At 45.3% G+C, this 23,109-nt stretch carries 23 protein-coding genes; 18 read left to right on the top strand and 5 right to left on the bottom strand.

Translation table 11 applies throughout. The annotated features are described in order from the left end of the window. Positions 1-12: 12 nt before the first annotated feature. The 12 genes from R7D93_RS11355 to R7D93_RS11300 all read left to right on the top strand — a co-directional run bounded on the left by R7D93_RS11355 (position 13) and on the right by R7D93_RS11300 (position 12,822). On the top strand, positions 13-522 hold the full coding sequence (locus R7D93_RS11355) for an OmpH family outer membrane protein (RefSeq protein WP_005391804.1): 510 nt from the start codon (positions 13-15) through the stop codon (positions 520-522). Positions 523-528: 6 nt separating this feature from the next. Then, positions 529-1,560, top strand: a complete 1,032-nt coding sequence (gene lpxD / locus R7D93_RS11350; protein ID WP_213868607.1) for a UDP-3-O-(3-hydroxymyristoyl)glucosamine N-acyltransferase — start codon at positions 529-531, stop codon at positions 1,558-1,560. Positions 1,561-1,792: 232 nt separating this feature from the next. After that, entirely contained in the window at positions 1,793-2,245 is a 453-nt protein-coding gene (gene fabZ, locus R7D93_RS11345; protein ID WP_005380349.1) for a 3-hydroxyacyl-ACP dehydratase FabZ, read from the top strand. A 1-nt stretch (position 2,246) separates the two neighbouring features. Next, positions 2,247-3,035 (top strand): acyl-ACP--UDP-N-acetylglucosamine O-acyltransferase, encoded by a 789-nt coding sequence (gene lpxA, locus R7D93_RS11340; RefSeq protein ID WP_005380357.1) that lies wholly within the window; start codon positions 2,247-2,249, stop codon positions 3,033-3,035. Between the two features lie 119 nt (positions 3,036-3,154). Next, positions 3,155-4,294, top strand: coding sequence for a lipid-A-disaccharide synthase (gene lpxB, locus R7D93_RS11335; protein ID WP_213868605.1), 1,140 nt, complete (start codon positions 3,155-3,157; stop codon positions 4,292-4,294). Positions 4,295-4,303: 9 nt separating this feature from the next. Beyond that, positions 4,304-4,939: a ribonuclease HII gene (gene rnhB, locus R7D93_RS11330; RefSeq protein WP_225496606.1), complete on the top strand. Its 636-nt coding sequence runs from the start codon at positions 4,304-4,306 to the stop codon at positions 4,937-4,939. Between the two features lie 81 nt (positions 4,940-5,020). Further along, positions 5,021-8,500, top strand: a complete 3,480-nt coding sequence (gene dnaE, locus R7D93_RS11325) for a DNA polymerase III subunit alpha (RefSeq protein ID WP_225496604.1) — start codon at positions 5,021-5,023, stop codon at positions 8,498-8,500. A 46-nt stretch (positions 8,501-8,546) separates the two neighbouring features. Next, positions 8,547-9,506, top strand: a complete 960-nt coding sequence (gene accA / locus R7D93_RS11320; protein ID WP_005380365.1) for an acetyl-CoA carboxylase carboxyl transferase subunit alpha — start codon at positions 8,547-8,549, stop codon at positions 9,504-9,506. Between the two features lie 107 nt (positions 9,507-9,613). Then, positions 9,614-10,924, top strand: a complete 1,311-nt coding sequence (tilS, locus tag R7D93_RS11315; protein ID WP_225496601.1) for a tRNA lysidine(34) synthetase TilS — start codon at positions 9,614-9,616, stop codon at positions 10,922-10,924. 70 nt (positions 10,925-10,994) lie between these two features. Continuing rightward, positions 10,995-11,309 (top strand): c-type cytochrome, encoded by a 315-nt coding sequence (locus tag R7D93_RS11310; RefSeq protein ID WP_017636043.1) that lies wholly within the window; start codon positions 10,995-10,997, stop codon positions 11,307-11,309. A 188-nt stretch (positions 11,310-11,497) separates the two neighbouring features. Next, positions 11,498-11,836 (top strand): nitrogen regulatory protein P-II, encoded by a 339-nt coding sequence (gene glnB, locus R7D93_RS11305; RefSeq protein WP_005380372.1) that lies wholly within the window; start codon positions 11,498-11,500, stop codon positions 11,834-11,836. Between the two features lie 140 nt (positions 11,837-11,976). Beyond that, positions 11,977-12,822, top strand: coding sequence for an endonuclease/exonuclease/phosphatase family protein (locus R7D93_RS11300; protein WP_213867012.1), 846 nt, complete (start codon positions 11,977-11,979; stop codon positions 12,820-12,822). Between the two features lies 1 nt (position 12,823). Here the strand turns inward: R7D93_RS11300 and R7D93_RS11295 are convergent, their stop codons facing one another. The 3 genes from R7D93_RS11295 to gloB form a co-directional block, all read right to left on the bottom strand. Further along, complete coding sequence (locus R7D93_RS11295) at positions 12,824-13,510, bottom strand: YIP1 family protein (protein WP_005380375.1); 687 nt, start codon at positions 13,508-13,510, stop codon at positions 12,824-12,826. Continuing rightward, positions 13,507-15,090, bottom strand: a complete 1,584-nt coding sequence (locus R7D93_RS11290; RefSeq protein WP_005391819.1) for a LysM peptidoglycan-binding domain-containing protein — start codon at positions 15,088-15,090, stop codon at positions 13,507-13,509. The genes R7D93_RS11295 and R7D93_RS11290 overlap by 4 nt, the downstream gene beginning before the upstream one ends. Before the next feature lie 254 nt (positions 15,091-15,344). After that, entirely contained in the window at positions 15,345-16,103 is a 759-nt protein-coding gene (gene gloB, locus R7D93_RS11285) for a hydroxyacylglutathione hydrolase (protein ID WP_005380380.1), read from the bottom strand. Positions 16,104-16,140: 37 nt separating this feature from the next. Between gloB and R7D93_RS11280 the strand changes: the two genes are divergently transcribed. Then, the gene (locus R7D93_RS11280; RefSeq protein WP_012841508.1) at positions 16,141-16,887 is read left to right on the top strand and encodes a class I SAM-dependent methyltransferase; all 747 of its coding nucleotides are present in this window, start codon (positions 16,141-16,143) and stop codon (positions 16,885-16,887) included. Here the strand turns inward: R7D93_RS11280 and rnhA are convergent. Then, entirely contained in the window at positions 16,884-17,348 is a 465-nt protein-coding gene (gene rnhA, locus R7D93_RS11275) for a ribonuclease HI (RefSeq protein ID WP_225496591.1), read from the bottom strand. The two genes, R7D93_RS11280 and rnhA, sit on opposite strands and share 4 nt — an antisense overlap. 59 nt (positions 17,349-17,407) lie before the next feature. On the opposite strand from rnhA, the gene dnaQ reads away from it, so the two are divergent. From dnaQ to R7D93_RS11250, 5 genes are all read left to right on the top strand, one after another. Beyond that, positions 17,408-18,130: a DNA polymerase III subunit epsilon gene (gene dnaQ / locus R7D93_RS11270; RefSeq protein ID WP_005380385.1), complete on the top strand. Its 723-nt coding sequence runs from the start codon at positions 17,408-17,410 to the stop codon at positions 18,128-18,130. 8 nt (positions 18,131-18,138) lie between these two features. After that, positions 18,139-19,389: a TIGR03503 family protein gene (locus tag R7D93_RS11265; protein ID WP_149191551.1), complete on the top strand. Its 1,251-nt coding sequence runs from the start codon at positions 18,139-18,141 to the stop codon at positions 19,387-19,389. Positions 19,390-19,592: 203 nt separating this feature from the next. Then, positions 19,593-20,150, top strand: coding sequence for a hypothetical protein (locus R7D93_RS11260; protein WP_225496590.1), 558 nt, complete (start codon positions 19,593-19,595; stop codon positions 20,148-20,150). A gap of 51 nt (positions 20,151-20,201) precedes the next feature. After that, complete coding sequence (locus R7D93_RS11255; protein WP_017633769.1) at positions 20,202-20,594, top strand: DUF1353 domain-containing protein; 393 nt, start codon at positions 20,202-20,204, stop codon at positions 20,592-20,594. Between the two features lie 84 nt (positions 20,595-20,678). Then, positions 20,679-21,089 carry a GNAT family N-acetyltransferase gene (locus tag R7D93_RS11250; protein WP_017633770.1) on the top strand — a complete coding sequence of 137 codons (411 nt, stop codon included), beginning with the start codon at positions 20,679-20,681 and terminating at the stop codon, positions 21,087-21,089. A 73-nt stretch (positions 21,090-21,162) separates the two neighbouring features. Here R7D93_RS11250 and R7D93_RS11245 read toward each other — a convergent pair whose 3' ends face one another. Beyond that, complete coding sequence (locus R7D93_RS11245) at positions 21,163-22,938, bottom strand: SulP family inorganic anion transporter (RefSeq protein ID WP_225496588.1); 1,776 nt, start codon at positions 22,936-22,938, stop codon at positions 21,163-21,165. Between the last annotated feature and the right edge of the window lie 171 nt (positions 22,939-23,109).

Below are 23,109 nucleotides of genomic sequence, written 5' to 3'. Positions count from 1 at the left end.
GAGGAAAATATTTTGAATAAAATGATCAAAGCGGCTGGGATTGGCCTTCTTGTACTGAGCTCTTCAATGTTTGCAAATGCGGCAGAAGCTGCACAGAAAATTGCTTACGTAAATACAGCTCAAGTTTTTCAAGCTCTTCCTCAACGTGAAGTTGTACTACAAAAAATGCAGAAAGACTTCAAAAGCAAAGCTGATGAACTGAAGTCAATCCAAGCACAAGCTAAAACAAAGATTGAGAAGCTACAACGTGACGGCGAGCTTTTGGGTCAAGACGAAGTTGAAAAGCTACGTATCGATATCGCGAAGCTCGACAGCGAGTACAAAGTGAAAGCACAAGCACTTGAAAAAGCAAGTGCGCGTCGTGAAGCTGAAGAAAAAGCGAAGCTTTTCAAAACGATTCAAGATGCAGTTAAGAAAGTCGCAGACAAAAATGGTTACGATCTTGTGATTGATATCTCTGCTTTGCAGTACGGCAAGCCAGAATACAATATCTCTGAAGACGTAATTAAAGCTCTAAAATAAGAAGTTATGAAGACATTAACATTAGCCGAATTGGCGACAATTACCGGGGGTGAGCTGTTTGGTGACGAGTCTCTCGTTGTAAGCCGTGTTGCTCCAATGGATAAAGCACAAGAAGGTGACGTAACCTTCTTGTCTAACCCAAAATACGCAAAACACCTTTCTGAGTGCCAAGCTACCGTTGTTATGGTAAAGGCTGAGCATAAAGATCAATGCGTTGGAAATGCGCTAGTGGTTTCAGACCCTTATGTCGCATTTGCTCGTGTGGTCCAAGCGATGGATACCACACCAAAACCGGCAGACGATATTGCACCAAGTGCTGTGATTGCCGCTGACGTTAAGATGGGTGAGAACGTTACAATCGGCGCTAACGCTGTGATTGAAACGGGCGTGGAACTCGGCGACAACGTAAGTGTTGGTGCTGGTTGTTTTATCGGTAAGAACGCCAAGCTAGGGAATAACACCAAGCTTTGGGCTAATGTCACTATCTACCATGAAGTGTCATTGGGTGATTACTGTCTCGTTCAATCGGGTACCGTCATTGGCTCTGATGGCTTCGGTTACGCGAATGACAAAGGCGAGTGGATTAAAATTCCTCAGCTTGGTTCAGTGCGTATCGGTAACCGCGTTGAGATTGGTGCTTGTACTACGATTGACCGCGGTGCACTCGAAGATACTATCATTGAAGACAATGTCATTCTGGATAACCAACTTCAAATCGCGCACAACGTGCAGATCGGATATGGTACCGTGATGCCTGGTGGTACTATTGTCGCGGGCAGTACAAAAATTGGTAAGTACTGCCAGATTGGCGGCGCGTCTGTTCTGAATGGCCATATCACTATCGCAGATGGTGTGGCGATTACAGGTATGGGCATGGTAATGCGCAGTATCGAAGAAAAAGGCCTTTACTCATCAGGTATTCCACTACAAACGAACAGAGAGTGGCGTAAAACTGCAACTCGAGTTCACCGTATTGATGAGATGAATAAGCGCCTGAAAGCGGTTGAAAAACAGCTGGAACAGAAAGAAGAAATTTAGAACAAGTTATCTTTCGCTCTGTATTTAACGTGAAAGCTAACAGGCTCTAGTTCCATATTCTGTACGAAGACTCGCGAAATGCGGGTCTTTTTCTTCTATAATGACGCGCTCTAAGTAGATTTAACTCCAAGATGGTGCGTATTTTGCTAGTATATTGCAAAGCGATTCGGCTTTACGACCTGTTGCCACGTTTGCCATCTTGGCGGCAAAAAATTGATATAGGAAGACGACTTTGACTACTGAAAAGAAAACGATGAACATCTCTGAAATTCAAGAGCTACTACCTCATCGCTACCCATTCTTATTGATCGACCGAGTGATAGACTTCCAAGAAGAGAAGTACCTTCACGCGATTAAAAACGTGTCGGTTAACGAACCTCAGTTCACAGGTCACTTTCCTCAACTACCAGTATTCCCAGGTGTTTTGATTTTAGAAGCAATGGCTCAGGCAACAGGCTTACTTGCATTTAAATCATTTGGTGCACCAACAGAAAATGAACTGTACTACTTTGCAAGCGTAGACGGCGCGAAATTCCGTAAACCAGTGGTTCCGGGCGACCAATTGGTTATTGAGGTAGAATTTCTGAAAGAACGTCGCGGCATTGCTGCATTTAGCGGTGTAGCAAAAGTTGACGGCGAAGTGGTATGTTCTGCAGAACTGAAGTGTGCTCGTCGAGAGTTTTAATATGATTCATGAAACCGCTAAAATCCACCCGGCAGCGGTGGTAGAAGAGGGCGCCAAAATTGGTGCTAACGTAACAGTAGGTCCTTTTACGTACATCACCTCTACGGTTGAAATTGGTGAAGGCACAGAAGTGATGTCTCACGTTGTGATCAAAGGTCACACAACTATTGGCAAAGATAACCGTATTTTCCCACATGCTGTCATTGGTGAAGAAAACCAAGACAAAAAATACGGTGGTGAAGACACAACTGTGGTTATCGGTGACCGTAACGTCATTCGTGAAGCGGTCCAAGTTCACCGCGGCACAGTGCAAGACAAAGCAACCACGATCATTGGTGATGACAACTTATTGTGTGTGAATGCACACGTTGCGCATGATGTTGTTATTGGTAACCACACTCATATCGGTAATAACTCTATTCTTGGTGGTCACGTTACTGTTGATGATTATGCCGGTGTGATGGCACTGTCTGCGATTCATCCGTTTTGTACAGTGGGCGCTTACGCGTACATTGGCGGCTGTTCAGCAGTGGTGCAAGATGTCCCAGCTTACGTACTCGCGCAAGGTAACCACGCCACACCTTTCGGCTTGAACCTTGTTGGCTTGAAGCGTAATGGCTTTGAGAAACCAGAGATTCGTGCGCTACAAAAAGCGTATAAAGAAATCTACCGTTCAGGTAAGACGCTAGAAGAAGTGAAGCCTATTCTAGCTGAAATGGCTCAAGAGTGGCCAGCAGTGAAGCGTTTCTCAGATATTCTGGAAACGACGGAACGTGGCATTATTCGTTAATTGGCGAATGAACCAATAAATAAAAAGATCGTGACCGAATTTGAGGTTACGATCTTTTTGTGTTTTATGGATAAGGCAAACCGTTATCCATAGCGCACAGGAAAAATAGCGAAGTAGATATGGAAAGACCATTACGTATTGGCATCATTGCCGGAGAATTGTCTGGCGATACGCTAGGTGAAGGCTTTATCAAAGCAGTAAAGCAGCAATATCCAGACGCAGAGTTCGTAGGCATTGGCGGTCCGAAAATGATAGCCCAAGGTTGCGAGTCTCTGTTTGATATGGAAGAGCTTGCGGTGATGGGATTAGTCGAGGTTTTAGGCCGCTTACCGAGACTTCTTAAAGTGAAAGCTGAGCTCGTTCAGTATTTTACTCAGAATCCGCCTGATGTTTTCATAGGGATCGATGCTCCTGACTTCAACTTACGCTTGGAGCTTGACCTCAAGCAAGCGGGCATTAAAACCGTTCATTACGTGAGTCCGTCTGTTTGGGCTTGGCGTCAGAAGCGCATCTTTAAAATAGAAGCGGCAACGAACTTGGTGCTAGCATTTCTTCCGTTTGAGAAAGCATTCTACGACAAATTTAATGTACCTTGCGAGTTCATTGGTCATACCTTGGCTGATGCCATCCCACTAGAATCAGAACAAGCGCCTGCACGTGAGTTGCTTGGTTTAGAACAAGATAAAAAGTGGCTTGCTGCCCTGCCAGGCAGTCGTGGTAGCGAGTTAAAAATGCTCTCAGAGCCATTTATTGAAACCTGCAAGTTACTCCATAAAAAATTTCCAGAGCTGGGGTTTGTTGTCGCGCTTGTTAATCAAAAACGCCGTGAGCAGTTTGAACATGCATGGAAAGAGCTAGCGCCAGAGTTGGACTTCAAGTTAGTTGATGATACCGCACGCAACGTCATCACCGCATCCGATGCCGTGATGTTGGCCTCCGGTACCGTAGCGTTGGAGTGTATGCTTCTCAAGCGTCCAATGGTGGTGGGTTATCGTGTGAATGCATTTACTGCTTTTTTAGCTAAACGTCTATTGAAAACGAAGTATGTGTCATTGCCGAATATCTTGGCGGATGATGAGCTCGTCAAAGAATATCTACAAGATGAGTGCACACCAGAAAATTTGTTTACTGAGGTTTCTCGCTTATTGGAAAGCGACAATAAACCGATGTTAGATAAGTTTACGGAAATGCATCATTGGATTCGTAAAGATGCGGACCAACAAGCCGCAAACGCGGTTCTAAAACTGATTGAGAAATAGAGATTTATCATGGCTGTTAAACCAAAAGCGACCAAAACCAAAGTTGAACTCCCTCCGTTTGAATATCCGCAAGGTTATCAGCTTGTGGCCGGAGTCGACGAGGTAGGACGTGGCCCTTTGGTAGGAGACGTCGTCACCGCTGCGGTTATCCTTGATCCTAACAATCCTATTGAAGGGTTGAACGATTCGAAAAAATTGACCGAAAAGAAACGTATGGCGCTGCTTCCTGAAATCAAAGAAAAAGCATTGGCGTGGGCGGTCGGGCGTTGTTCTCCTGAAGAAATCGATCAACTAAATATTTTGCAGGCGACTATGGTTGCGATGCAGCGTGCAGTGGCGGGGTTACAGGTTCAACCTGATTTGGTGTTGATTGATGGTAACCGTTGTCCGGAGCTGCCTATGGATACTCAAGCTGTAGTAAAAGGCGATCTACGTGTTGCCGAAATCAGTGCGGCTTCAATTATTGCCAAAGTCGTGCGTGACCAAGAGATGGAAGAGTTGGATAAACTTCATCCACAATTTGGCTTCGCGAAGCACAAAGGTTACCCAACTAAAGCGCACTTTGAAGCGATTGAGCAACACGGAGTGATCAGTGAACACCGCAAGAGTTTCAAGCCAGTAAAAAAAGCGTTAGGCATAGAATAATCAAACGATCTAATTGGTGTTATAAACCCAACCTCTTTAGGTTAGAATCCCCAACAAAATAGAGTTACACGGTACCTGTTAATGTCAGATCCCAAATTCATCCACCTGCGTGTTCATAGTGACTTCTCGATGGTGGATGGCCTCAACAAAGTTCCGCCAATCGTAAAGAAAGTTGCTGAGCTCGGTATGCCCGCAATGGCGTTGACCGACTTTACCAACCTATGTGGTTTGGTGAAGTTTTACGGTGCGGCGCATGGCAGTGGTGTTAAACCGATCATTGGTGCTGACTTTAAAATGCAGTCGGACGAGTTTGGTGAAGAGCTGACACAAGTGACTTTGCTTGCGGCGGATAATGTAGGTTATAAGAACCTGACGTTATTGATATCAAAAGCGTACTTACGTGGACATGTTCAACACCACCCAGTGATTGATAAAGCCTGGTTGGCTGAAATGTCTGAAGGCTTGATTGTATTATCCGGCGGTAAAAGCGGGGAAATTGGTCGCGGCCTTTTGAAAGGCAACCGTCAAATAGTGCAGGGGTGTGTTGATTTTTATAAACAGCATTTTCCAGATCGCTTTTATCTTGAGCTACTTCGTACCGGTCGTCCAGATGAAGAAACTTATCTTCACTTTGCGGTTGAATTGGCAGAGCAGCAAGACTTGCCAGTAGTGGCGACCAATGAAGTTGTATTCCTGAGTCCAGACCTATTTGATGCTCATGAAATACGCGTAGCGATTCACGATGGTTACACATTAGAAGATCCGCGTAGGCCAAAAAACTACAGTCCGCAGCAATATCTTCGTACAGAAGAAGAAATGTGTGAGCTGTTTGCTGATATTCCTGAAGCGTTAGAAAACAGTGTCGAGATAGCGAAGCGTTGTAACGTGACTGTGCGCTTAGGTGAGTACTTCCTACCAGCTTTCCCAACCGAAGGGATGAAAGAGACTGAGTTCCTAGTCATGAAATCCCGAGAGGGGTTGGAAGAGCGTTTAGAGTTCCTATTTCCAGATGAGGAAGAGAGAAAACGTCGCCGCCCTGAATATGATGAACGTCTTCAGATAGAGCTAGATGTTATCAACCAAATGGGATTTCCTGGTTACTTCTTGATCGTAATGGAGTTCATCCAGTGGTCAAAAGATAATGGAATTCCTGTCGGTCCTGGACGTGGTTCCGGTGCTGGTTCTTTGGTGGCTTACGCACTAAAAATCACCGATCTGGATCCACTAGAATACGACTTGCTGTTCGAACGTTTCTTGAACCCAGAACGTGTTTCGATGCCCGATTTCGACGTCGATTTCTGTATGGATAAACGTGACCAGGTTATTGACCACGTTGCGGAAATGTACGGTCGTGACGCGGTGTCTCAGATCATCACGTTTGGTACCATGGCGGCAAAAGCGGTAATCCGTGACGTTGGCCGCGTATTGGGCCACCCATTTGGTTTTGTTGATCGTATTTCAAAGCTGATCCCGCCCGATCCAGGTATGACGCTAGATAAAGCGTTTAAAGCTGAACCTGCACTACCTGAATTGTATGAGGCCGATGAGGAAGTTAAAGAACTCATCGACATGTGTCATATTTTGGAAGGCTGTACGCGAAACGCCGGTAAACACGCTGGTGGTGTTGTAATTTCACCTACGACAATTACCGATTTTGCGCCAATTTATGCAGACGCTGAAGGTCACTTTCCGGTTACTCAATTTGATAAAAACGATGTTGAGACCGCTGGCCTAGTTAAGTTTGACTTCTTGGGTTTACGTACCTTAACCATTATTGACTGGGCGTTAGGACTGATTAACCCACGCCTAGAGCGAGAAGGGAAAGAACCGGTTCAAATTGAATCCATACCGTTAGAAGACCCTGCCTCTTTCCGTTTGTTGCAAAACTCTGAAACGACAGCAGTATTCCAGCTTGAATCTCGAGGCATGAAAGAGCTGATCAAACGACTTCAGCCAGACTGTTTCGAAGACATTATCGCATTGGTAGCACTCTTCCGTCCGGGTCCTTTGCAATCGGGCATGGTAGATAACTTTATCGACCGTAAACATGGTCGAGAAGCGATCTCTTATCCAGATGAAAAGTGGCAACACGAGTCGCTAAAAGAGACGCTTGATCCAACCTACGGCATCATCCTGTACCAAGAGCAGGTAATGCAGATTGCGCAGATCTTAGCGGGTTATACGCTAGGTGGTGCGGACATGCTCCGTCGTGCAATGGGTAAGAAAAAGCCAGAAGAGATGGCAAAACAACGTGCTATCTTTGAAGAAGGTGCGATAAAGAACGGTATCGATGGCGAGTTGGCGATGAAAATCTTCGACTTGGTAGAAAAGTTCGCCGGTTATGGTTTTAACAAATCGCACTCTGCTGCTTATGCATTGGTTTCTTATCAAACTCTTTGGCTGAAAACACATTATCCTGCCGAATTTATGGCTGCGGTAATGACAGCCGATATGGATAACACGGAAAAAGTCGTTGGCTTGGTCGATGAGTGTTTCCGTATGAAGCTTACCGTGCTGCCACCAGACATCAACTCTGGCCTATATCGCTTTAATGTTGATGAAAATGGCGCAATTGTTTACGGTATTGGTGCGATAAAAGGGGTTGGTGAGGGCCCTATCGATGCGATTCTTGAGGCGAGAAATAAAGGTGGTCACTTTAAAGACCTGTTTGATTTCTGTGCTCGAGTTGATCTAAAACGCGTCAATAAACGAGTGATAGAGAAGCTGATTTACGCGGGCGCGTTGGATCGACTAGGCCCACACCGCGCGGCGATGATGGCGTCACTCAATGATGCGGTAAAAGCAGCAAGTCAACATCACCAAGCTGAAGCGTTTGGTCAAACGGATATGTTTGGTGTGCTAACGGATGCGCCTGAAGAAGTAGAGCATAAGTATACGCAGGTTCCGCCTTGGCCAGAAAAAGTGTGGTTAGAGGGCGAGCGTGATACCCTAGGTCTATATTTGACAGGGCACCCAATTAACGCCTACGTAAAGGAACTAAACAAATACACCAGTTGTCGACTAAAAGACGCAACGCCCACTCGCCGTGATCAATCTGTCACGGTAGCCGGACTGGTTATTGCCGCTCGTGTAATGACGACCAAGCGTGGTACACGAATTGGTATTATGACACTGGATGACCGAAGTGGCCGCATGGAAGTGATGTTGTTCTCTGATGCGCTGGATCGATATGCTGAACTTCTCGAAAAAGACAGAATTTTGGTCGTTTCTGGACAGGTCAGCTTTGATGACTTCAACGGTGGCCTTAAAATGTCGGCGCGTGAAGTTATGGATCTCGGCAGTGCGCGCGAGAAATACGCTCGTGGTTTGTCGGTATCGATAGATGCAAATCAGATCAACGATCAGTTTTTTGAGCAGTTCAGCCGTATTTTAGAACCGCACAAAGCCGGAACCGTACCCGTCAATGTATACTACCAGCGTGCCGACGCCAGAGCGCGGTTAACATTGGGCACCGAGTGGCGAGTTACGCCAAGTGATACATTACTCGACGATTTAAAACAGTTGCTTGGCAAAAGCCAGGTAGAACTCGAATTTAACTAAAAATTCAGCGCAATATGTTAGACGCTGAGTAAACAAGGATTCATAGATGAGCCTAAACTTTCTTGAATTTGAAAAGCCAATTGCAGAACTAGAAGCGAAAATTGAAGCATTACGTGATGTCTCTCGTCACGGTGGTGATTCTGCGATTGACCTGGATAAAGAAATCGAACAGCTTGAGAAGAAAAGCTTAGAACTGAAGAAAAAAACCTTCAGTGACCTAGGCGCATGGGAAACAGCTCAACTGGCTCGTCACCCACTACGTCCTTACACGCTGGATTACATCCAACACGCTTTTGAGGAGTTTGATGAATTAGCGGGTGACCGCGCGTTTGCAGACGACAAAGCGATTGTGGGTGGCATGGCTCGCCTTGAAGGCCGCCCTGTGATGATCATTGGTCACCAAAAAGGTCGTGAGACCAAAGAAAAGGTGAAACGTAACTTTGGTATGCCGAAACCAGAAGGCTACCGTAAGGCTCTACGCTTGATGGAAATGGCAGAGCGTTTCAACATGCCGATCATCACATTTATTGACACGGCTGGCGCATACCCAGGTGTGGGCGCAGAAGAACGTGGTCAATCTGAAGCTATCGCGAAAAACCTAAAAGTGATGTCTGGTCTTAAAGTACCAGTAATCTGTAACGTTGTCGGTGAAGGCGGTTCTGGTGGTGCACTAGCAATCGGTGTAGGCGACTACGTGAACATGCTTCAGTACTCTACGTACTCAGTAATTTCTCCTGAGGGTTGTGCTTCAATCTTATGGCGTGATTCAGACAAAGCGCCACAAGCGGCAGAGGCAATGGGTCTAACTGCTCCGCGTCTTAAAGAGCTTGAACTGATCGACGAAATCATTGAAGAGCCACTAGGCGGCGCTCATCGCGATCATGTTCAAATGGCAGCGAATATGAAAGCGACACTACTTCGTCAGCTAGAAGATCTAGAACAACTGGATGAAGAGACGCTACGTGAGCGTCGTTACCAGCGTCTAATGAGCTACGGTTACTGTTAATTTCGGTGATTGCTATTAAGCGTTAGCTGATATCTCAAGTGATAACAGTTAAAATAGAAAGGGTTGGATGAGAGTCCAGCCCTTTTTTTGTACCTATCGGATCGCTTATGGAATCGCTTTACCCGCATTTTGTTCAAGTTCTCGGCCGCTACTATCAATTAGGCACTAAGGTTGTCTTGGCGTTTAGCGGAGGAGTGGATTCACGTCTTTTACTCGAATTACTCAGTCGCTACCAACAAGCGCACCCTGTAGAGTGTCACGCTGTGTATGTGCACCATGGTTTAAGCTCGAATGCCGATAATTGGGCCGATAAATGCTTACTTTGGGCACAACAAGTGGGGATATCGTGCTCGATCGAGCGAGTGAGCTTAGACATCAGCAATGGTGAAAGTATTGAACTTCTTGCTCGTGAAGCTCGCTACCAAGCCTTAACTAAGTACATTCAAGAAGGCGATATACTGTTGACTGGTCAACATGCCGACGATCAAATAGAGACTTTTCTCCTTGCGCTTAAGCGCGGCAGCGGGCCTAAAGGGTTATCTTCGATGGCGGAGAGTATGCCGTTTTCTTGCGGATCTCTAGTTCGACCATTGCTTACTATCAAGCGGAAGACCATCGAAGAAGCCGCTACTAAATTAGGCTTGGAGTGGGTGGAAGACGAAAGCAATCAAGATACCCGTTATGATCGTAACTTTCTTCGTCATTGTGTTATTCCTGAATTGTCTGGTCGCTGGCCGAGTATCCATCAAGCGGTTCAGCGCAGTGCAAGTTTATGTGCTCAACAAGAAGCGCTATTGGATGAACTATTGAGCGCGGTGTTTGAACGCGCTTTACAAACGGATCTAAGTTTGAGTATTGAAGAACTGGCTAAGCACAGTGGATTAGCGCGTGCGCGCTTGATTCGTATGTGGCTGGCTAAGCTTAATACTAGTATGCCGACTCAGGTACAACTCAATCTTATCTGGAATGAAGTCGCATTAGCTCAGCAAGATGCCAACCCCAAACTACAACTTAAACAAGGTGAAGTGCGCCGTTTTCGAAATCGTCTCTATTGGGTAACGGAAATCGCTGACGTCACTGAGTGGCAAAGTACGATTCAAGTCGATACCGTTTTATCGCTTCCAGAGCGGCTAGGGGAGCTGACCTTAACGACGAGTTCTAGCAACGCAACGATTGCGCTTCCGAGTCAGCCAGAATTGCTTCGCGTGACCTTTAATCCGGAAGGCTTATCAGCGCATCCAACCACGCGTAATCACAGTCGAAAACTGAAGAAGTTGTTCCAAGAATACAATGTGCCAAGCTGGCTGCGTCGTCAAATTCCGATTTTGATGTATCAAGACCGAGTCGTTGCTGTGGCAGATCTGTTCGTTGATCAGGCGTTTAATGGTCAAGATTGTGAACTTATTTGGCGCAGGTAATGAAAATTCATGCCACAATGTCGATTATAAAATATAAAAATCCTTAAATAATAATTGATTAGGTGAAGCAATGAAGAAAACAATCATGGGCGCAATGGTGGCGCTAACCATGTTCAGTGGGCAAGCTCTAGCTGCGGGAGATGCTGCAGCAGGTCAAGCAAAGTCGGGAGTATGCGCTGCGTGTCATGGCGCTGATGGTATTGCTGTCATTCCGGGTTACCCAAATCTGAAAGGGCAAAATGAGCAATATATTATCAGTTCAATTAAAGCTTATAAAAATAAAGAGCGAACAGGTGGACTTGCTGCTGTGATGCAAGCTCAAGCTTCATTGTTGTCTGATGAAGACATCGCTAACCTAGCGGCTTACTACGCAAGTTTGAAGTAAACGTGAGCCTGAAGTAAAGCTTGGACGATTGGGCATTGAGCAGTCCTCATTGGGTTTTATCAACTCACGATATTCGCTATGTTAATTTGCTCAGCCTGGATTTTCGCTGGTGGAGCAGAGACAAACATTGAATGTTGCGAAACGCTAAACGATAATAAGCGCAATCGATTGAAGCTTAAGGGATGAACATGAAAAAAATTGAAGCGATTATCAAGCCATTTAAACTGGATGATGTTCGAGAAGCGCTAGCTGAAGTTGGCATTACAGGGATGACCGTCTCTGAAGTGAAAGGTTTTGGTCGCCAAAAAGGTCACACAGAGCTTTACCGTGGTGCAGAGTATATGGTGGACTTTCTACCTAAAGTGAAGCTCGAAATCGTTGTAACGGAAGATGTGGCTGATAAATGCGTAGAGACAATCATTGAAACCGCGCAAACTGGTAAGATTGGTGATGGTAAAATATTCGTCACTGATATTGAGCGTGTGGTTCGTATTCGTACTGGTGAAGAAGACGAAGACGCGATCTAAGGTTTCTTGTCACCTGTTTCGTATTTATTATGCTAAAAGGGAGCCAAGTGGCTCCTTTTTTGTTGTTTGCTTATTAGTGAAATCATTTAACCCGAGATTGGTTGTTCTAGATTTCGGGTGCCTACATTCAGGTTTGTCGTATGTTTAAGCGTTTTTTTCTGGCGTTAGCTTTTCTTATTATGGCGGTATTGGTCGGCTTCCAGGTTATTTTCACCGTACCAGATCAGCCGCAAATCATTACTCAAACAGGCTCAGAGTTGACGCAGGATATTAGGTGTATCGAATTTAGCGGCTCAAAAGCTCTGGATCAGGGCGGTGAAATCAATGTACTTGTCTGGAATATCTACAAACAGAACCGAACGAATTGGCAAAGTGCACTCAATGAATTCTCTGCTGATAAGCAGCTGCTGTTATTGCAAGAAGCCAGCATGACACCATCATTTAAACAGTGGTTGGTGGATGGTCGCTGGGTTAGTAATCAAGTGAGTGCTTTTAAGGCGCTGGGTAGCGGTGCCGGTGTAATTAGTATTGCTCAAGGGCAACCAGAAAAAGCCTGCGCTTACACCTCTAAAGAGCCGTGGCTTCGCTTACCTAAGTCTGCATTATATAGCCAGTATCACTTGAGTAATGGCGAGAAACTCGCAGTGGTGAATGTACATGCGATTAACTTCACCGTAGGTACAAAAGAGTATATATCTCAGTTAACGGCGCTTGAAATGCTTTTAAAGCATCATGTGGGGCCAATTCTATTTGCTGGAGACTTCAATAGCTGGAGTAAATCTCGCGTTAATGCGATGAGGCAGGCCTTAAAGGCTGCGGACTTACAAGAGGTGACGTTCTTGCCGGATCATCGAGTCCAATTTATAACAGGGTTACCACTGGACCATGTGTTTTACCGAGGTCTGACGCTTAAGTACGCAAAAGCGCCGCAGAGCGACGCTTCCGATCATAACCCATTGTTATTGTCATTTACGTTAAATGACTAGCTTAGGTTACCACAATATAAAGTGCCCAAATAACGTAGAAGAATACCCATGGCAGGCTTGCAATCACCAAAGCTTGGCCACGTTCAAACTCCGTCCACGTCAGTACAACGCCGTAGCCGAGCACAATGTACCAAGGCAGAAGCAAAGGTAACGAGCTAGCGAAATGAGACCATTCGTTAGTAAGAGGCAGCTTTAATAGACCATTGAGGCTATTTAAATCGGCAGCGTAAGTCATTACCTGACCATGCTTGAGTAGCAAGCTCGCGTAACTTGCTACATCGCCCAATACTGCTGGGAATAAGATAGCACACGATGCGGCAAACCATTTCCAGTAACCGTATTGTTGTTTGCTTGCCTTTGTTGCAAGAAAGAACCAAAGCGCGAGCAATAGTAAGGTGGCAAAGCGGTTGAATACATCATTGATGATCGCGCTTGCCATTAGCGTGTTTGGTTCTAATAGCTCAATCTGCTTCGGGTCGATTTGCTGAAATTGCGCAGCAAGTTGGTCACTGAGCCACGTGAAATCGACATTCGAAAAGTAAGCACCCCAGAATAAAAACGGACTAAGCATCAGGAAGATGAACGGTTGCCATCCCCATCCACCGCGTTGATAAAGCGCGAGAAAACAAGATGTTGGAGAACGAAAAATGTCCAACAGCATCACAAGTGGATTGCTTGATGGGTTCATACACTTACCTTCGTTACGTCAACGTACAACTTAAGCTTTTGACCTGGTTGTAAGTATTTTTTCTTGTGTAGCGAGTTCCATTTCACGATGTCGTTCGTTTTTACTTTGAACTTGCTTGCAATGCCGCTAATGGTGTCGCCAGAGCGAACGTTGTAGAAAACGGTACGGATCACAGAACCTTTGTCTGAGTCCTTCCATATCACTAGCTTTTGACCCACACGCAATGGATCTTTAGGGCTCATACCATTCCATTTAGCTAACGATTTATACGACACTTTATTGTTACGTGCGATTGACCACAAACTTTCTCCAGACTGAACGACATGGGTGAGCTTGAGTTGACCACGAGCACGAGATTGAGTCTTGTTTAATCGGTTTTGTGCCGTTAATGCGTATTTTGCATCGTCTTTTGTTGATGTCGGAATCAACAGGTATTGACCAATACGAATATTGTTATTCGATAGGCCGTTGGCACGTCGAATGACTTTCGTGGTTGTGCCGTATTTATTAGCTAGCACGCTTAAAGAGTCGCCAGATTTCACCTTGTAGCGAGCGACCTTCATCCCTTTACCGCGATTTTTCTCCACCTTGGTGAGAAAAGTCTCTTTTTTCTCTACGGGAATCAAAAGTTGGTGCGGCCCCTCAGGCGCTGTCGACCACTGGTTGTATGCTGGGTTGTAACTCTGCAACTCTTTTACGCTAATGCCGGCATAATCTGCGGCAATAGCCAGATCTAACTGCTCTTCTGGATCAACAAGCGTTAGAACAGGCTTGTTTGGAATTGCAGGAATATTAAGTCCGTACTTGTCTTGGTTTGCGATAACGTCAGCCAAGGCCAATAGCTTAGGAACGTAACTGCTGGTCTCTTTTGGTAAGTCTAATGAGAAGAAATCGATAGGTTTACCGAGCTTTTTATTCTTACGAATTGCGCTAGAAACTCGGCCTCCACCGCTGTTATAAGCGGCGATTGCATGTTCCCAGTTACCATCAAAACGCTCGTTTAGTTGTACTAGGTAGTCCAGCGCTGCATCCGTTGCTGCTGCCACATCTCTGCGACCGTCATACCAGTAGTTTTGCTCTAATCCCATCATTTTTCCGGTGCCTGGGACAAATTGCCACAACCCAGCCGCGCTACCATGTGAGTAGGCAAAGGCATCGAATGAACTTTCCACTACAGGAAGTAATGCAAGCTCCATTGGGAGTCCGCGCTCTTCGATACGTTTTGTGATCATGTATAGAAAAGGAGTCGCACGCTTAGATACCGTGTAAAGGTGATTTGGGTGCTTTAAATACCACGTACGGTAGTAGTCCACTTTCTTGTGGTTTGGGATATCCATGTCCAGCTGCATGGCGATACGTTGCCACACATCTTCTTGTTCTTGGGGGGAGAGAACTTTAGGCGCGTCGTTAGCGGATTTTTTTGCTAGTGACGATTTATTGCCCGGTTGAGCTTTTACTGCATTTTGCTTTGCAGTCTGCTCAGATTTATTGGTTTCTGGTGTAGAAGACGTTGAATCTGACTGAGTCAATTGACAGCCAGATAATAACAACGCCAACGCCCAAGTATACTTCAAACGCATGGATTCAGCCTATTTAGGGCCTGTTTATCTTCACCTGCCTGTCGCGCAACGTAATGTGCGTGGCAGTCGCAAGATAATAGACATCTTTTAAACACTAACTAATTTATAGAGGCAAAGAGCTTCTAATTATGCAATGGGGAGAAATTCAAATAGATTTATATCAACCCCAAACGTAAGAGAAGCGCCAGTGGCGCTTCTCGAAAAATCAGCCCCTGATAATACTGGGGTCTTGCAAACTTACAAGCAGAAAATGGTTAAAATTCGTTCTTCCACTCGCGTAAAGCAGTAAAAACCGAGCATGGATCGCTATTTTTAATGCGACTAGCAACAGATTGAACCACGTCAGGGTTAGAGGTTCGCAAGAACGGATTAATCCACTTTTCTTTGCGTATTGTTGTTGGAAGTGTCGGAATGTTGAGTGCTCGCAGTCGGTTTACATCGTCGCGATATTGGCGAAGTTGCTCATTGTCAGGTTCAACCGCTAGAGCAAACGCCACGTTACTCGCCGTGTATTCATGTGCGCAGAAGACTTGAGTTTCTTCTGGTAGAGACGTTAGTTTACTCAGTGATTCAAACATTTGCTCAGGCGTACCTTCAAAAATACGACCACAGCCAGCGGAAAAGAGCACATCACCGCAAAACAGTTTTCCGTCTCCAACGTAACCGATATGGCCCAAAGTATGACCGGGTAACCCAAGTACTAAGAAAATCTCACCAAACAACTCTAGCTTGTCGCCTTCTTCCATTGGTGTCGTTAGGGTTGGAATTGGCTCTGATTTTGGGCCCACAACGGCGACGTTAGGAAATGCACGCACTAAGTCTGGAACGCCACCAATGTGATCGTTGTGGTGGTGCGTAATTAAAATCGCTTCTAAAGTTAATTCGTTAGCCTGCAGAAATTCTAATACTGGCTTCGCATCGCCCGGATCAACGACTGCGCAACGCTTATCGCTATTTTGTATCAGCCAGATGTAATTATCATTAAATGCGGGTATGCTTTTGATCTCTAACACGATTCGTTCTCCGTCACCCATTTTAGTCAGGTGGTTAATGAAACCAGCACTCAGCAACAAAACTATACCACACCCGTCGACTTGGTCAGCAATGAACAACGGTCCGTGGGTGCTTGAGTCAATCCAGACCCGACTTGATGAATGGTGTCCGAAACTCTTCGGTTACCATATGCTCAAACTGGGCGGGTTGAGCTGTGAGCTAACCAGCTGTAATTGTAACATTCAACACCAAGTCAACGTAGATATCCAGAACCCGTTGCATAATGTGATTGCAGATGGTTACGAATTACCCTTTTTGGAAAAAAGCTTTGATGTTGTGATTCTCGCTCATCAGCTCGACTATGCAAGCGATCCACACCGTTTGCTACGGGAAGTCGATAGAGTGATGATGGATGATGGTTATTTGATAATCACTGGATTTAACCCACTAAGTTTGACTGGATTAGCGAGTTTGCTTCCTTGGCGTAAACATAATTTGCCTTGGAGTGGACGAATGTTTACGTCGAACCGCATCAACGACTGGTTAGGGTTACTTAATTATCAAGTGATTCATTGCGATCGTTACGCGCTGTTTCCGATGAAGCGCTACCGCACGATGTGGACATGGTTGGAAAACAGTCTCGGTGATTGGGCGTCACCTGCAGGGAGTTTGTATTACATTGTGGCACGGAAACGAACATACCCTCTCAAGCCTATCAAACCGCATTGGCGTTTGAAGAAAAAGCTCACACCACTAGGGGTGATGAATCGAGAGGGCAATACTATGAGGAAAGAATCTCGTTAAGAGGGTTGGTAACCAGTATCTTCCTCGGTTGGGTTTTCTGCGGCGGTACGGGCTAGCTCATCACAAATTTCATTCTCACGATGACCAGCGTGGCCTTTTACCCAGTGCCATTCAACTTGATGGCGTGCGGCTTCTTTGTCTAGAGCTTGCCATAGATCGGCATTCTTCACGGGTTTTTTATCCGCTGTTTTCCAGCCACGCTTCTTCCAGTTATGGATCCACTGAGTAATACCTTGGCGCACATATTGACTGTCAGTCGTTAAAGTGACTTTGCAAGGTTGTTTTAACGTCTGTAGCGCGACGACAGCCGCCAACATTTCCATGCGGTTGTTGGTGGTTAACGTGTAGCCTTTGGAAAGCGTCTTTTCTACGTCTTTGTAACGCAATACAATGCCGTAACCACCTGGTCCTGGGTTACCTAAACAAGAACCGTCAGTGAAAATCTCAACGTGTTTGGTCATATTTTTTGGTACTATTAGCCGAAACATTTAATAAAGCATAGTCTGACATACATAACCTTATGAATACCAGCAGCAATTCTGAATATAACCGCATTGTCGTTCTCGATACCGAAACCACAGGTATGAACCGCGAGGGTGGTCCTCACTACATGGGACACCGCATTATTGAAATCGGTGCCGTGGAGATCATCAACCGTAAGCTGACTGGTCGTCACTTCCACGTCTATTTAAAACCCGATCGTGAAATCCAACCAGAAGCGGTTGAAGTTCACGGTATTACGGATGAATTCTTGGTTGATAAGCCGGAATACGCGAGCGTGCACCAAGAGTTTCTTGAGTTTATTAAAGGCGCCGAACTTGTTGCCCACAATGCGCCCTTCGATACCGGCTTTATGGATTACGAGTTTGGCATGCTCGATCCTAACATCGGCAAAACGGACGACTACTGCAAGGTGACCGATACCCTTGCTATGGCGAAGAAAATCTTCCCTGGTAAGCGAAACAACCTTGATATCTTATGTGAACGTTACGGTATTGATAACTCGCACCGTACACTCCACGGAGCTTTGCTTGATGCGGAGATTCTAGCCGACGTTTACCTCTTTATGACGGGTGGTCAAACGAGTCTAGAATTTAACGCGAATAAACAAGAGGGTGGGGTAGAAACCATTCGTCGTATTGAAGGAAGAAAAGCGCTAAAGGTTTTGCGCGCAAGTGCCGATGAACTAGAAGCTCACCAAAAAAGATTAGAGTTGGTGAACGACTGTATTTGGCATCAATAGGAGAAGCTATGTTGAGGGCTTTGTTGGTCGCGTTTTTAGCGATATGGAGTAGTCTCTCGAGTGCTGCTAGTGAATCTACAATGTCTTTGTTAGACAATCGCTTTCGAGTTGATCCAACCATCGAGCAGATCACGTTTTTGGTTTATCGTGAGCAAAGTTCTCAGCCAGTTGTTTTAGTCCGTCCTGACGGTAAAAAATACTATGCTTGGGGCTCTTACGACAATGTACGTTGGTATCAAGAAGCCTCACTCGATATTATTTCCGTTGATAACCCGATGCCAGGTCCATGGCAGGCTGTGGGGAAAGTTACGCCTAAAAATAACATCCGCTTAATTTCTCACCTAAAGCTCAGTACGGACCTGTTCCCAAACCGATTATATAATGGGGAAGCGCTTAAGTTTACAGCTCGCCTGACCTCCGACGGCAAACCTCTTGTACTGCGCGACTTCCTTGATCGCGTGAATCTGCGCGTGACATTTACCAAGTTTGTCGAAAATGAAGATGAGCTGATCAAAGAAGCTCGTCCAGTGCCGATGGTTGTGGGTGAGTTTTCTGATGACGGCCGCGGCTTGGATGAAAAAGCAGGGGATGGTGTGTTTACGGTTCAGCTCCCAATAGACGTTGAGCCTGGTAAGTACCGCGCGCGCATCACGTCTGGCAATGGCGTATTCTTACGAGCGCAAGAACAAGTCATCTTGGTTTATCCGAACCCAATTTCTCGTACTTTTATTCAGGCTCGTAATCCCGATAAGCCACACCAATTAGTGGTGAGTGGCGAGCAAGGTATGATTGCACCAGGCTCTATTGCAGTCACAGTGAAAAAGGACGCTCCCGATGGTTTCATTAGTTACCGCCAAGGACAGGTCTCTAAAGATGGAATGAGAGTTACGTTGAACCTCAATAACGATGCTGAGCTTGGTAAGTACGCATGGCGCGGCGAGATCTTTGCCACTGATTTTGCAACCCAGCGTCCGTTGGTGTTTCCTATTCCAGAGCAAACCTTCAGTGTTGTTGATGAAGTTGATCTAGAAGCTGCTCGAATTGCAAAAGAAGCTGAATTAGCCGAGCAGCGCCGTATTGAAATGGAAAAGCAAATTATCGCTGAGCGGGAGGCTGAGCGTAAGCGCAGCATGATTATTATCGCGGTGGGTAACGTGATAATGCTGCTGATTGTGATCATTGCATGGATAGTCTGGCGCAAAATTAAAGCGAAGCGCGATGCCATGCCAGAGATGCAGTTAGAAGTGCCAAAGAAATAGTAGTAACACATAAAGCGAGAAACGGAGCCAATCGGCTCCGTTTTTTTCAGTTTAAGTTTGAGACAAAATTTGATATTTCTCATGGTCATTAATCATTTTATTTTAAAGTAACACCATGATTTAACGTTGATTAATCATAATAAAGCTCGCATGATACTCTTTACGTTTCGACTTGATTTTAGTGCGTATAGACGGAGTGAGTTATGACAATTGGAGAGTTAGGACTAGAACATTTACCACGACAAAAGGCCTTGGTTGAGTCAGCTTATGATGCCTTTTATTCTGAAAAAGACGTTGTTGCCGCGGTATTGCTTGGCTCCTTGTCATCAGGACAAGGTGACCGTATTTCGGACGCTGATGTTGTTGTATTTACTCAAAACAACTTCCATAAAGCCTCAGAGCCTTGCTTTACCCAGTTTGAAGCTAATAAAGACATTTTTTATCGCTTTGAGGGAGAGCACAACGAAAATGCGTGTTTCAAAAAATACATTTTTAATGACCTAACCAGTGCAGAGATTCATTGTTTAGATCTCTGTGACCCCTTCAAACTTTCTAAGCCATTTAAGACTTTATTTGATAAAGCTGATGTGATTGCGGGCATGGTTACTGATGAACCTGCGCCAAAGCATGAAGATTTCCCAGTTTATACCAGTGGTGATCAAGGCCTGATCTGGGAACTCTTTGATTGTATTAAGTGGTTGAGCAGAGATAACCATGAGCTTGCTAAGTCCTACTTGAAAAAACTCTCTGAGAAACTCTAATTTGAGAGTCATCTCCGTTCCTCCCACTGAAGTTAGTTAGGCGGTTAGGTTATGAAATACAAAAAGCGTCAGAAGTATAAATACACTCTCCATTCTGAAGAAAAGATTGAGACTCACATTTCAGTGAGTAACGCGTATGACAGCCCTTTTCTTAGTTTGTCCAAACAAGGCGTGTTAACGATTAAAAAGGGCTATGCATGGGATGGAGCGAGTGGGCCAGCGTTAGACACAAAAAACATTATGAAAGCTTCTTTAGTGCATGATGCTCTTTACCAACTCATGAGGGAAGAGGTGTTGCCACAAAGTGCTCGAAAGCATGCGGATACGTTGTTGAGAGAAACATGTTTAGAAAAAGGAATGTCTAGCTTCAGAGCAACTTATATCTATTATGGCGTCAGAGTTGTCGGTGGCTTCTTTTCTAGACCTGATACTTTGTGTGCTTAATGGGAACATCTTTCCAACGTTTAACTGTTTATTCATACAGTTTAGTTATGTAAGCTCCAAGGTGATACAAAGGAGTAGTACATAATGACAATAAGATATGAAGAGCATGTGCCAAGCCCGAAAGAATACTGTGATATGCGTGTCAAAGCCGGGCTATCACCCAAATCGTTGAAAGCTGCTGAAATTGGTCTACCCAATTCGTTATATGGCGTATCTGTTCGGGATGAAGGAAAGCTCATTGCAATGGGTCGGGTTGTTGGTGACGGGGCGTGTAACTTCGAAATTGTCGACGTTGCCGTTGATTCTGATTATCAAGGCAACGGTTTAGGTAGAAAAGTCATGGAATACATCGACGGTTATCTTTCTTCTGTTGCACTTGAAGGCTCTTACGTTTCTATGATTGCTGATGAACCAGTTTTTTACGAAAAGCTTGGTTATAGGCTGGTGGCTCCTAAAAGCCAAGGGATGACAAAAAAGTTTAAGCCAAAGGCGTAACACGTATTCAGCTGTGAAGATAAGCACTAGAAAACAGGAGTTTAATTTCCTGTTTTCTATATTAAATTTGTATTTAAGCCACTTCTGGAATTGGTTTGGGTGGCTGCTCTAAATCAGGCTCTTTTTGAACAGTAGGAATTTGTCCCTCACCCACAGCACTGATGTAACAGCCACTAAGTTTAATGGCAAGGTACATATCAGCTCGCAGTAAGATGCCTCCTTCACTGGTGCTGATACCAGTAAGCTCACACCATTGACGAAGACGTCGTTTCCTTCCTGCGAGGATTAAGCGTACGCCTCTCTTTTTCAAAGTATTGTGAATATCTGCCAGAGTGGCCATCACACTGAGATCCAAGTGAGTAAAGCTCGATACGGCGTCGATGACAACGCAACTTGCGTCTTTGTGATGCTCTGCCTGCTTTAACACTCTACGTTTAAAGTAAGGAGCATTGAAGTAAGTTAGCGGTGAGTTAAAGCGGTAAATCACCATTCCAGGAATAGGCGAAGCTTTTCCTGAGTCGTCGATGGTCCGAATGGTGCCTTTTTCATCCAAGCCAAGTAGCTGATCACTCGGCCGCATGACAATACGTAAAAATTGAAACAGCCCTAGCAATACCGCCAAAGTGATCCCCGGTATTACACCCACGATCAACACAGAAATAAAAGTAATGATGGCCAGATAAAATGCATCTTTGTCACGAGATTTTAATTTCCAAATTGCTTTAAGATCGAGCAGCGATAGGGACGCAATGATCAATACAACACCAAGTGAAGCGATAGGGATGAACTGTAAAGGCTCGTAAATAAATACCGCAATAATGGCAATGGTGATTGCGGCGACAATCGAAACTAATTGAGATTTACCGCCATTTGCATCATTGACGGCTGTGCGTGAGTCAGCGCCGCTTATCGCGAAACCTTGCGAAAACGCTGAGGCAATGTTGGCAAAACCCAACGCCTGAAACTCTTTATTAGCATCAATATCATAACCGTTTTTAGCCGCGAAACTGCGGGCGGTGAGCATCATGCTAACAAAACTGACAATCGCAAGGTTGAGCGCCGGGACCACTAGTTCACGGACTTCACCTAGCTCAAATTCCGGAGTTTGAAACTGAGGGAAGCCACCTTGAGTGAGTCCGACAACCGATACGCCCATCTCTTGTAAATGGAAAAACCAAACTGACGCCGTAGTTACGAGGATCGCCAGCATGGCAGCAGGCCAAGTTGGTCGGTAGCGTTTGGTGAGCAAATAAACGACAACTGTCACGATACTCAGAGTTACAGTAGGCCAATGAAGCTCGGTTAATCGTTGTGGAGCTTCCCATAAACGTTCCAGTAAATAACGTTGCTCGTATTTCAAACCGACTACTTTCGCAAACTGACCAACGATAATTGTGAGAGCAACACCGTTGAGTAGACCCAAAAGAATCGGACGAGAAAGGAAATCTGCAAACACCCCTAGCTTGAAACGACTTGCCAGTACACACCAAATCCCCGTCATCGCTGTCATGGTCATAACCAACTGCCAATGTTTTGTGGGGTCACCTGCGGCAAGTGGTGTCACAACAGCAGCAATCACTGCACAGGTTGCTGCATCGGGTCCGACAATGAGTTGTCGAGATGTGCCCATCATGGCGTAAACCAACATTGGCAGTACACACGAATACAGACCGACAATTGCGGATACACCAGTTAACTGTGCGTAAGCTATGGCAACTGGCAGTGCAACCGCGACAACAGAAAAGGCGGCTCTAAAGTCGTTAACAAACCATTCTTTTTGATAATGCTTAAGCTGAACAAGCCCTGGGAACCACTGTGCGAGTAATATTTTAGCCAACGGATTTACCATATATGTGAGTGAGTTACTTAAAGTATACACCGCTTAGTTGGAACGTCTGTGAGTTAGTTATCACTGGAAATCGGGGGAAAGATTGGAGTGCGTGGCTTTTATTGCGATTGCGCAGGGGCTTCGTGGTGTGAGGTGTTATGAATGCGATTCTGGAAGCAATAAAAAACGGGA

The sequence above is a fragment of the Vibrio sp. YT-15 genome (genome assembly GCF_033337445.1).
In the GTDB taxonomy this organism is placed as follows: Bacteria; Pseudomonadota; Gammaproteobacteria; order Enterobacterales; family Vibrionaceae; genus Vibrio; species Vibrio alginolyticus.
Note: the sequence above shows the minus strand (reverse complement) of the source record. Positions and strands in the feature narration are given on the sequence as shown.